Here is an 11093-nt window from a genome sequence, read left to right on the forward strand (position 1 = left end):
ATCTTGCGTGATAAACGGATTCTTAACCTTTTTTCACAGATTTTAAAGAAACGCGGGAAAAAAAACACGCAACAAGCCATTGATCGGCGCTGAAAGTCCAGCACACGCCCAAACGTCTTGTTGCGAAGGTTTGCAAATTATGCCGTTTTAAAACGGGTTTTTAAGAAAGCTAAGAAGAGCATCAGTAGCATGCCTAAAGACTGAATCCCGATCATCAAGACGATATCAGCGCCAATAAATCCTGCCAACATCGCAACGAGAGAGCCTGCCCCCAGTGCATTTAAAATCACGTTCGTACTTTCTTTAAAGCTGCCGATTGTCGATAGTCGTGATTTTTTCGTCAACCAGAGGAAAAACGCTGCGCCTATGACTAGAATACTATTCATTGCCACCAATAAAAATGCCACTGTGATCGTCTGACTGAAGAAAATTGCTGTCTCGTTGTTGCGATAGAAGCCGTCTTCGATTGCTTTTTGAAACGAAGCCGCATCATCTACTTGATCAGGTGCCATTTCCGCCGTGTAACGCATTTCATAGTGATAAGTTTGTCCATCGATTTCTTCTTTGATGGTCCAGTCTGTTTCCCGAAAATTGATGGCGTATTTTGCTTTTTCAAGAGCCGCTTCTGAAAGCGCAACGCCTATGATCCCCGCTTCTGTTTGGGAAAAGACTTGTGACTCATCCGCTAAAAGTTTGCCATCTTCCAGCTGCAACTCATTGTATTTTGCTGCCGTTTCTGCCGTCACGAGTGTTTTTGCATGGGGAAAAAATGCCGCAAAGGCTTGATTCGTTTGCTTGCTGATCATTAAGGTCAACGGGATCATCAGCAAGGACATCAAGAAAACATAGACGAACACTTGCTGCCAGCGATTTAATTTTTTACGCCATGCATAGACTTTTGTTGGAGAAAAAATGGCCCCAAAGTACGTTAAGGGAAATCGTTGTTCAGACATCCTATCATTCCTATCCTTTTGTTCCGCCAGAGGTCAAACCTGAAACAAAGTATTTTTGTAAGAAGAAAAACAGTGCAGCGATCGGTACGGCGATCAAAATCGCCCCTGCCGCAAAGAGTGCGACCCGTTGGTTACGGGCATCATTGATAAAGGTTTGCAGCCCGACTGCGACGGTCAAACGCTCTTGTGAGCGAAGCAAGAATCGCGCCAGCAAGAATTCGCCGAATGGTCCCATAAAGGCCCACAATGCTTGGACGGCAACCATTGGTTTTACGAGGGGCAAAACGATTTGCCAAAAGATACGAAAATGCCCTGCACCATCAAGTTTTGCTGATTCATCCAAGTCGATGGGTACCGTATCAAAGTACCCCTTCATCAGCCAAGTATTCATCGGAATCCCACCACCGATATAAATCAGTGTCAAGAACCAGAAGCTATCTAGACCGTTTGCTAATAAGCCCATGACATAAAAAGCGGTCAACGCCGACATTGTCGGTACCATTTGAACGATCAAGAACACCATCAGACTACTTTTACGACCAGCAAAACGGTAACGACTGTAAGTATACCCTGCTAACGTTACGATCATTACTTGAATGATCATCGTCGAAACGGCCACGATCAAGGTGTTTTTATACCATGTCAAATACGGGGTTTCATTGAATAAACGTCGAAAGTTGTTCAATGTCCAATCCGCATCAAAATCTAAGCGAAAAGCGATCATGTTCCCTGCCTTGAAGGCTGAGGTTGCGGTAATCAACAAGGGATAGATGATAATGATCGATAACGCGATCATAAACAAGTAGGTAAATAATTTGCTGAAAGAAAACTTCTTCTTTTTCATCCTCAATCCTCCATATTAAATGCATTCGTCTTTTTAAACACCAGTAATGAAATGGAGATCACCACAAAGGAAATGATCAAGGTCAATGCAGAAGCAATCGAATATTGTGGTGAGCCGCCGGTCGTCAGTTTGTAGATCCATGAAATCAAAATATCTGTCGATCCAGCATTTCCGCCTAAACTCCCTGGTCCACCTTCGTTAAATAGATAGATCATCGAGAAGTTATTAAAGTTCCCTGTATATTGCGTAACGAAGGTTGGGGCTGCTACCAAAAAGATTGCCGGCAGCGTAATGTTCCGAAAACGCTGCAACGCATTGGCTCCATCCATTTTTGCTGCTTCATACAAATCTTCGGAAATGGATTGTAAAATCCCCGAAACCATTACATAGATGTAAGGAAACCCTAACCAACCCTGAATCAAAATAATCGCCGTTTTCGTCCAAAACGGATCAGTCTTCCAAGCAATGTTCCCAATATCCACAAAAGGCAGATTGTTCAATAGCGGGATCACCTGCGTATTGATCGCTCCTGCGGTATCATTAAACATATTTGAAAAACTCATGATTGTGATAAACGCTGGCACCGCCCAAGGAAGCAAGAAAATCACCCCAAAGACGCGACGAAACTTCACAAATTTTTGGTTGGCAACAACTGCTGTCAGTATGCCGAGTGTAATTTGCAAGGTGGTTGCTAAAACGGTCCAAATCACCGTCCAACTGAATACTTTTACAAAGGTGTCGCGGTAAGAACTTAAGGTGAAGATATTCGTGAAATTCGAAAAACCGATCCAGTCGATTAAGTTTGCTGGCGGAATGTGTCGAAAATCATAGTTGGTAAATGCCATAAAGAGCGTCACCATTACTGGAAAAATAATTGCTACGATCATTACCAAGTAGGCAGGGATCGTCAGTAAGTACGCGAACCCATCTTCGTATAATTTTTTGAAAAATTCTTTTCTCGTAACAGCTACCGGGAAGCCTTTTTCAATGCTTTGCCGAACCTGATAAGCATCTTTGATATTTAAAACCCAAAAGATAATGAAAATAACGGTAACGATGACCTGCAGTGTTCCTTCAATCAACAAGAACAAAGAGTTGTCTTCCATCGGTACTGATCCGAGTGTGACAAAGTTATAAAGTGCTTGTCCACCAAACAAAAGCATTTCGACCAGAAAAATCAGAAAGGCTGCAAAAAAGAGACCCGCTTTGAATTTCTGACCATTTTTGAATTGTCCCCCACCAGGGATGATTGAAAGAAGCGCTGTCTGCATGGCTTGTGAATTCGTCCTCATATGTATCCTCCTTAAAATCGAAAGTCTGCCAAGCGGCCGACGATCGATAGAAAACAATCTCGTCAAGCAATTTCTTGCGTGCTACGTTGCAAGGAATCCTTTTGACAAACATCCTCTATAGAATCGTCGACATGAATGACAGACCGTAATCGGCTAATTATTAGTATTTCTGCTCAATCGCTTCTTCGATTGTTTTGGCAGCATTATCCGCTGCTTCTTGAGGAGTCATATTGCCTGAACCTGCATCAAACAGCATGTTTTCAGCCCCTACCCAAACCTCAGACATTTCAGGGATATTTGGCATTGGTTGTGAAACACTGTATTGCTCAATCACTGCTTTTGCTACTGGATCATCAGAAGCAGCGACTGTTTCTTGAGCCATAATGTTCGCTGGAATATCATGACGCATGTCATACAATTTCTCTTGATTGGCTTCGTTGGTCAAATACTCGACAAATTGTTGCGAAACGTCTTTGTTTTGTGAGTAGTTAGATACCACCCACGCTTTTCCGCCGCCAAATGTTTCATAGTCGTTGCCGTTGTTTAGCGTTGGGATTTTCGCTACTCCATAGTTGATGCCTGCTTCTTCAAAGCCGTTCACGCCCCATGGTCCATAAATGATAGCTGCTGTTTTGCCTTGATTGAAGTAATCCAACATCAAGTTTTCGTTGGCTGATACATCAAGCATTCCTTGCGGCCAGACATTTTGGAACCAATCAGTTGCATACGTGATTGCTTCAACAGAACCTTCATTGTTCAGCCCTAGATCAGATGGATCTGTTCCTTCATCACCAAAGACATACCCGCCATGCCCCGCTAATAGACCATACGTATAATAAAAGTCCGTCCAACGAGCTAAGAAACCAACATTGTCATCGCCTTCTGCAAAACGATCATCTTTTGCTAGTTCTTCTAAATCAGAAAAAGTTGCTGGTGCTTCATCGATCAAGTCTTTGTTGTAGAACATGACAACCGCTTCGATCATTGCTGGTGCGCCATAGATCTTATCATCGATGGTCACTTGTTGCTTGTCTGTATCGCTGTACCGTCCATCATCTGGCAAAGTCATTTCTGCCAAATGCCCTTGGGAGCCTACTTGACCCACACGGTCATAAGGAGACATCGTAACATCTGGGCCTTTCCCAGCAGGACCGTCTAGTTGAAGCGCATCCATTTGATCGAACATGTCCATTTCCACAACGTTGATGGTGACATCATTTTCAGATTCAAAGTCAGATTTCACTTCATTGATATAATCAATATAGTCTGCGCCTACAGAGACCGTGATCGTTTTTTCATCGCTACCTGAACCTGCATCTGCATTACTACCATCGGTACTACCGCCGTTGCCGCCACATGCTGCAAGCGCTAACAACGCACTTCCTGAAACTAATCCTAGAGCTGCCTTTTTCCAATTCACTTTCATCCTGTTTACCTCCTGCAATTTGTAACTCTATTATGCAACCGGTTTCTTAAAATGGCAAACATTTTCTAAATGTTAGCGATAACAAAAATTGAAAAAGCCTTTAAATTAAGATATTGAGGAATTGAAAAGAAATTGCGCAACCATTTGCTTAATTTTTCACCTTGTGGATTCACGAACCACGAGTTGCGGTAAAAAGCGCTGTTGTCGCAGGCTCGTATCGTTCTGTTCAATTTTTTGAATCAGTAATTCACCACAAGCTTCGCCCATCTCAACGATGGCTTGCTTCATAGTCGTCAACTTGGGCGAGCTGACCTGATCCAGGAATACCCCATCGTAGCCGACAATCCCAAAATCCTTTGGTATCTGCGCGGCAATCGACTGCAAGCCTTGATTGATGCCTAGTGCCAAACGATCCGTCGCACAAATAAAACAAGTATTTTCCGCAAATTGCTCCTTCTGTGCTGTGATAAAGGTGCGGGCTGCGGAAGAACGGTTCTCAAAACGATGGATTTTTGGTGCTTGTCCTGTTTTTGTGACTGTATCTATGTACCCTTTTTCTCGGCTTTTCGTAAATGCTTCTTCCAACTCTAAACCAATATAGACCAAGTGTTGATAGCCAGTATCGAGGGCGTGTTTACAAGCAGAAACGATCCCTTGGTAGTTGTCACTATCAACAAAGCTGAATCCAGCTTCATTTTCACCAAATAGAACGACGGGTTTCTTTAAATTTTTTATCCAGTCCATATCCTTTTGGCGAAATCCCGTAATGATACAACCATCTGCTGGGCCACGATCCACCCCATCCGTCGTAACCAGCTGCAACGAATAATGCGCTTTGCCGATGGAACGAGCGATCCCCACTAATAAATTCATATAGTATGGCTCCGTCGTGTCCATCTCCTCTAAGATATACACTTTGATGATATGGGAACGCTTGGAAACTAATGATTTGGCAGCAATATTCGGTTGATAATCCAGTTCTAGCATTGCTTGATGAACGAGCTGCTTTAGCTCTTCGGTCACTTTATCTGGATGGTTGATCACTCGAGAAACGGTCATTGCGGAAACATTTGCTTTTTTGGCGACATCTGCTAACGTAGTCATGATTCACTCTCCCTGTATTATTTCATCTATAGTATAACACAATAAAACAAAAGAGAAACAAAGCCAACTTTTATATAGAAAGATTTCTTGCTTCATTCCAAAAGATAAAAAAACAGAGCAGCTTCTCAGCTACTCTGTCAAAAAAGACTTTTTTTGGGGTGTCGCCAAAAGGATCCCACACGTGTTAATCCGTTTCGATCAACCCGTATTTACCATCTTTCCGACGATACACAATGCTCGTTCCATTCGTTTCCGCATCTTCAAAGATAAAGAAGTTGTGTCCAAGCATGTTCATTTGTAAAACAGCTTCTTCACTATCCATTGGTTTTAAAGACAAACGTTTTGTACGTACGATGTCTAAATCAGAACCATTGGTTTCTTCATCGTTTGCTTCAGTTGTGAACAAATCACCATCTGTTGGCGGAACCAACGCTGTCTCACGAGATTTGCGATTGATTTTTGTTTTGAATTTGCGGATTTGGCGTTCCAATTTGTCAACAACCAAATCGATACTAGCATATAGATCAGGTGAAGTTTCTTCCGCACGTAGAACTAGGAATGGTAAAGGAATCGTTACTTCTACTTTTGCAGTTTTTTCTGTATAAACTTTCAAATTAACGTGTGCTGTTGCTTCTGGCACATCATTAAAATAACGTTCTAATTTACCTACTTTTTTCTCGACGTAATCACGGATCGCTTCTGTTACCTCGATATTTTCGCCACGCACATTATATCTAAACATAAAAATTACCCCTTTCGTCTACCAGTAAAGAAGGAAAAGGACCACTCTTTTCTTCTTCTTAACTCTATTATATCGAACTCTTGGTCATTTGCCTAGTAAATCGAACAATTTTCTTTAAGCGTTTTCAAAATAACGTTTCAACGAGCAATAGAAAAAGAACGAATCGACTGGGGGCCAAAGGACTGCAGTGCTTCAGCTGCATGATATAACGTTCTACCGGTAGTATACACATCATCGATCAACAATAATTTTTTCCCTTTGATTTCACACGCTACATCTGGCTTCACTGCAAAGGGTTGCGCCTCTACTAATCGTTGCCTGCGAGAACGTTGTGCCTGTGGTGCGGTATCAACAACTTTCTCCAGTAACTCTTGAAATCTGACTCCGGCGGCTTCCAGCACAGCGGTGACTTGATTAAACCCTCGCTGTTGGTAACGCTCTGCCGATAGTGGGATGGGAATCAAACACTCATAGTCAAACCTGTTGAGTTTCTGTTTGATCACAGGCGCAAACGTCCCCCGCAACTGATAGTTTCCCATCAGTTTGTATTCGTGAAGCCAATCCTTCATTCCTTGATCGTAAGCAAATAGCGCTCGGTGCTGCAATTGTATCATGGGACACGTTTCTTCCCAATAGAGACAATCGCTGCAAAACTCAGTTTCTTTTTTTCCACACGAAGGGCAGCAGGTTCGCCAATCGATCACTGAAAACTGTCGGGCACATTGCGGGCACAATTCATTTTCTGGGATACGCCAAGGAGCCAACACCTCAATGATCGTTCGTTCTCTAGGAAAAGTCCTTTTACACCAACTACACACCATCGGTCAGCCAGCTTTTTGCCAATTGGTTCATTTCCTTGATTTCGTTGAGTGCTTTTCGGATCGCTTCCGTCATTTGGTCGTAGAAAAAAATGACCTCCCCTTCCGTATAGGCCCCTTTACGATCGACACGACCAGCAATTTGCACGAGCGCCGATTTTGTAAAGACTGGATGATTAGCACCCAATACGATGACTGAGACGTTTTCAAACGTCACCCCACGCTCTAAAATCATCGTTGTAAACAACACCTTGTAAATCTGTCGACGAGCAGACGCTACTTTTTCGCTCCGTTTTTGATCTTGCGACGAAACGCTAGTCAAAGACCATGACGTGCCTTGTCGGCGGACAGCCGCTTCTACTTCCTTCATCAGCGCAATGCTTGGACAAAACACCAAGACAAAGTTTTTTTGAAGCAGCCGCTGCAACTGCTGCAGCAATGGTCGCAGCCAACGTTTTCTGCGATAAGCCTGCGCCCAGTGACTATAATGAACAGGTTTTGGAACGATCAATGGACGCTGATGAAACCGCAGCGGCATTCTCAAGACAGCGAATTTTCCACGAATTTCTTGCAGCAGTCGTTCTGAAGGCGTCGCACTTAAATAGATCAGACACCCGTTTTTGGCTAAGGCATTGTATAATCCGTAACGCAGCTGCGCATCGCCCTCGTAGGGAAATGCATCTACCTCATCCACCACGATCAGTTGAAAGCTCCGATAAAAATGCAGTAGCTGATGGGTGGTGGCAATAAGGATGTTTGTGTAGCGATACGGCTCTTCTGATTTTCCATAAAGGAGCAAGCTTTCCTCTTGTGGAAATGCTTGCTGAATCCGCGGAAACAATTCACGACAAACATCGATCCGAGGTGAGACGATCGCCACTCGACCACCTTCTTGCCGAACGTAGCGGATCGTTTCAAAGATCATTTCGGTCTTCCCTGAACCCGTGACCGACCAAACAAGCGAGGATCGCTTTTGTCGACAATTAGACACCAATTGCTGGGAAATTTTTTGCTGAAACTGCGTCAATGCTCCTGGCCAGACGATGTGGTGATCAATGGCTGGACTATCCGTAGGTTGAATCACCAGTCGCCCATTTGATGTGATCCGACCATAGCGAATACAGGTTGGACAATAATAGCTGCCTATCGGTAATTGCACCGACGGCTTGCGGTGGGAAGAACCGCATCGCTGACAAACGATTCTCTGCCCCTGCTCGAGCATTGCCGGTCGAGAATCAAAGGGTTTTCCTACATTCATTGTTTCATCTAAAACAAAAAATTGTCTTCCTTTTTGATTGGTCATAACATACACCTCAGTTTTAAGTACGCAAAAAAATCGGTTCAAGTACTTTTTGAAAAGTACTTGAACCGATTACAGGTTTCTTGTTTGCTTCAACAGCAGGTCTTGCTTATTCGCCGATCAATGTCAAAGCTTGATCTAAGACTTTTTCGCCGTTCATCATGCCGTAATCTGCCATGTTGATTACTTCTAAAGGAATTCCTTTTGGCGCTAGACGTTTCTCAAAATCGCCTTTCATGAAACGAACTTGTGGTCCTAATAATAAAACATTTACGTCTTTGCTTTCTAAATGTTGATCTGCTTCTGAAGCGGAAACTGCAAAAATATCTGCTTCTAATCCTTTTGCTTCAGCTGCTTTTTGCATTTTTGTTACTAATAAGCTTGTACTCATTCCTGCAGAACAAACTAACATAATTGTTTTTTTCGCCATATCGAACACTCCTTGAATTTTAAGAATAAGATAACATTTCCTATCTCTAGTATAGAACAAGTTTGAAATTTGTCAACGCTTTCTATCCAGCAGCCAGTTTGATTTTACTAAACGGTTAAAAACGACATACTCTTTTTTTAAATTGACGTGGACTACCTCATAGCCGGCATTCAGCCACGCATAGGCCCCGTTTTCAGGATGTCGGTAATCATTTGCCCACCAATCCGTACTCGTGCGGGCACTTTTGGGCAAGCCAGATGCTGGGAAAAGAAATTCATCAAACTGGGTAAAGGTTAACGTAATTTGTGAACCGCCGTTGTTTTTTAAATAGTGCGTGATCGTATCGTACTTTTTGCGTCTACCCAAAGCAACTGCCTCCTCTTTTTCAGGTCTGTGTTGGTGCCTTTTTCTTTCTTCTATTTGTAACTTTCCTTCCGATTGCCTATACTAGAAACATAAAGGAGGCGATCGTACGCGTGACTTATCGAACGATCCGACAAGATGGAGAAACGGAAATAGAAATCAAAAAATCGCGTTTCATCTGTTCGTTAAAACGAATCCAATCAGAAGATGAAGCCAAAGCGTTTATACAAGCCCTCAAAAAAGAACATTGGAAGGCGAATCATCATTGCAGCGCCTATGTATTGGGTGAAAACCATGAGATCCAACGCAGCAGTGATGATGGTGAACCTAGCGGCACCGCTGGAGTACCGATTTTAGAAGTATTGAAGAAAAATGACTTGATCAATATGGTCGCTGTCGTTACCCGCTACTTCGGTGGAACAAAACTTGGCGCTGGCGGATTGATCCGCGCTTATTCCAGTTCAGCTTCCGCTGGCATCAAGGCGGTGGGAATCGTCGAAGGCGTTTTGCATCAAGAGCTTGCATTGACCATTGATTATCCCCTTTTAGGTAAACTGCAAAACTATTTAGAACTGCAGAACATCTACGTAAAAGACATTGCTTATACCGAGAAAATCGTTGTTACCTTAATGATTCCCGAAGCAACGCTTGCCGACCAAGAAGCCGCTTTGATTGATTTGCTGCAAGGGCAAGTGCAGCTAAACAAAGGCAAGACCGAATATGTAGAGCGCCTCATCGAGGAGCCAACCGAGTAACTATGCAGGACAAGCACCTGTCAGGTTTGCTCTTTTCCTCAAAGCACGGACTCTAATGCCGCTTGCTGCAGCGAATGCAGGAAGCCCAATCGTTGAAAAACCGAATTGACCGATGCGGAGCAACAGCACGTATGCTCGCAGTGTCCTTTCGGCTTTTTCGCGTCTTTTTTGTTTCCAGCCGTCTCAGGCAGCTTATTTTTCCATATAAAATTCGAAACGATTGCCGACATATTGGGTGCGCACATATTCAAATGGCTGTCCATCTTCAAATGAAGTGATTTGCCGCATACGTAAAATCGCATCGCCGCGTTTGATTTGTAAGTAATCAGCAATTTGCTCGGAAGCGACCATAGCTGAGATCGTTTGCGAAGCGCCGCCGATTTTCCGCTGTCCTTTTTCTTCCAACACTTTATAGAGGGAAGAGATGATTTCCTCCTTGCTAAAGTCATGAATAAACTTTTCAGGGATACTCGCTACTTCAAAACAGATCGGCACATCATCCGCATACCGAATCCGCTCCATCCGTAAAATCGTTTCGTGTCCTTCTAATTGCAGCTTTTCCATCTCACTGGAGCTAGGTGCAGTCAAGAAATAAGCGACCGCTTTGCTGGAAGGCTTACGACCAAGAGAATTCATAATTTCGGTAAAACTCGTCGTGCCCGTCATTTTCTCCTGTACTTTTTGGCGAGCCACATAAGTGCCAGAACCGATTTTGCGCTCAAGAATCCCCTCATCCGCTAAGGTTTGGATCGCTTGCCGCAACGTCATGCGACTCACGCCGAATTGTTTTGACAACTCCCGTTCTGAAGGCAGACGATCCCCGATTTTGTATGTATTGTTTTCGATATTGGCTTTGATTTGATCATGAATCTGGATATAAACAGGTAATTTTTCCACCACTACACATTCCTCCGTTCCCCTCCTATTATAACTGGTATATACCTAAATAGCTAATAAAAAAAGCAAAAACTGCTCAGTTTTTCTCCATTTGTGTGAACTCTTTCCCCATTTTATAGGCAGAAAAAGAAGTTATCACAAATTGTCCAAACAAGAGCAGTCTCTTTGC

The 11093-nt window shown here is 43.3% G+C and carries 12 protein-coding genes; 1 reads left to right on the forward strand and 11 read right to left on the reverse strand.

The features are described from left to right. Positions 1–137: 137 nt before the first annotated feature. From IGI77_RS13295 to IGI77_RS13340, 10 genes are all read right to left on the reverse strand, one after another. Positions 138–953 carry a DUF1189 family protein gene (locus IGI77_RS13295; protein WP_438770202.1) on the reverse strand — a complete coding sequence of 272 codons (816 nt, stop codon included), beginning with the start codon at positions 951–953 and terminating at the stop codon, positions 138–140. 10 nt (positions 954–963) lie between these two features. Next, positions 964–1797, reverse strand: coding sequence for a sugar ABC transporter permease (locus IGI77_RS13300; RefSeq protein ID WP_016608756.1), 834 nt, complete (start codon positions 1795–1797; stop codon positions 964–966). Positions 1798–1799: 2 nt separating this feature from the next. After that, complete coding sequence (locus IGI77_RS13305) at positions 1800–3089, reverse strand: carbohydrate ABC transporter permease (RefSeq protein WP_010749778.1); 1290 nt, start codon at positions 3087–3089, stop codon at positions 1800–1802. A 160-nt stretch (positions 3090–3249) separates the two neighbouring features. Then, a complete protein-coding gene (locus tag IGI77_RS13310; RefSeq protein WP_015510171.1) occupies positions 3250–4515 on the reverse strand; it encodes an extracellular solute-binding protein in 1266 nt (421 codons plus the stop codon). 156 nt (positions 4516–4671) lie between these two features. Then, positions 4672–5619, reverse strand: a complete 948-nt coding sequence (locus IGI77_RS13315) for a LacI family DNA-binding transcriptional regulator (protein ID WP_438770203.1) — start codon at positions 5617–5619, stop codon at positions 4672–4674. Between the two features lie 184 nt (positions 5620–5803). Continuing rightward, positions 5804–6361, reverse strand: coding sequence for a ribosome hibernation-promoting factor, HPF/YfiA family (gene hpf / locus IGI77_RS13320; RefSeq protein ID WP_005231866.1), 558 nt, complete (start codon positions 6359–6361; stop codon positions 5804–5806). Positions 6362–6498: 137 nt separating this feature from the next. After that, on the reverse strand, positions 6499–6975 hold the full coding sequence (locus tag IGI77_RS13325) for a ComF family protein (protein ID WP_016608760.1): 477 nt from the start codon (positions 6973–6975) through the stop codon (positions 6499–6501). Between the two features lie 196 nt (positions 6976–7171). Then, on the reverse strand, positions 7172–8482 hold the full coding sequence (locus IGI77_RS13330) for a DEAD/DEAH box helicase (RefSeq protein ID WP_034869159.1): 1311 nt from the start codon (positions 8480–8482) through the stop codon (positions 7172–7174). Positions 8483–8588: 106 nt separating this feature from the next. Then, on the reverse strand, positions 8589–8909 hold the full coding sequence (locus IGI77_RS13335) for a PTS sugar transporter subunit IIB (RefSeq protein ID WP_005228768.1): 321 nt from the start codon (positions 8907–8909) through the stop codon (positions 8589–8591). Between the two features lie 72 nt (positions 8910–8981). Then, on the reverse strand, positions 8982–9275 hold the full coding sequence (locus IGI77_RS13340) for a DUF7662 domain-containing protein (RefSeq protein ID WP_010749784.1): 294 nt from the start codon (positions 9273–9275) through the stop codon (positions 8982–8984). A 110-nt stretch (positions 9276–9385) separates the two neighbouring features. Between IGI77_RS13340 and IGI77_RS13345 the strand changes: the two genes are divergently transcribed. Then, entirely contained in the window at positions 9386–10027 is a 642-nt protein-coding gene (locus IGI77_RS13345; protein WP_086337984.1) for a YigZ family protein, read from the forward strand. Between the two features lie 192 nt (positions 10028–10219). Here IGI77_RS13345 and IGI77_RS13350 read toward each other — a convergent pair whose 3' ends face one another. After that, positions 10220–10927 carry a GntR family transcriptional regulator gene (locus IGI77_RS13350; protein WP_005228765.1) on the reverse strand — a complete coding sequence of 236 codons (708 nt, stop codon included), beginning with the start codon at positions 10925–10927 and terminating at the stop codon, positions 10220–10222. Between the last annotated feature and the right edge of the window lie 166 nt (positions 10928–11093).

Source organism: Enterococcus sp. DIV0213h (genome assembly GCF_051711285.1).
In the GTDB taxonomy this organism is placed as follows: Bacteria; Bacillota; Bacilli; order Lactobacillales; family Enterococcaceae; genus Enterococcus_D; species Enterococcus_D casseliflavus.

Coding starts and splice junctions, on each gene's coding strand:
- IGI77_RS13325 (WP_016608760.1), bottom strand. CDS start 6,975: ATGATACAATTGCAGCACCGAGCGCTATTTGCTTACGATCAAGGAATG.
- IGI77_RS13335 (WP_005228768.1), bottom strand. CDS start 8,909: ATGGCGAAAAAAACAATTATGTTAGTTTGTTCTGCAGGAATGAGTACA.
- IGI77_RS13305 (WP_010749778.1), bottom strand. CDS start 3,089: ATGAGGACGAATTCACAAGCCATGCAGACAGCGCTTCTTTCAATCATC.
- IGI77_RS13300 (WP_016608756.1), bottom strand. CDS start 1,797: ATGAAAAAGAAGAAGTTTTCTTTCAGCAAATTATTTACCTACTTGTTT.
- IGI77_RS13310 (WP_015510171.1), bottom strand. CDS start 4,515: ATGAAAGTGAATTGGAAAAAGGCAGCTCTAGGATTAGTTTCAGGAAGT.
- IGI77_RS13295 (WP_438770202.1), bottom strand. CDS start 953: ATGTCTGAACAACGATTTCCCTTAACGTACTTTGGGGCCATTTTTTCT.
- IGI77_RS13315 (WP_438770203.1), bottom strand. CDS start 5,619: ATGACTACGTTAGCAGATGTCGCCAAAAAAGCAAATGTTTCCGCAATG.
- IGI77_RS13330 (WP_034869159.1), bottom strand. CDS start 8,482: ATGACCAATCAAAAAGGAAGACAATTTTTTGTTTTAGATGAAACAATG.
- hpf (WP_005231866.1), bottom strand. CDS start 6,361: ATGTTTAGATATAATGTGCGTGGCGAAAATATCGAGGTAACAGAAGCG.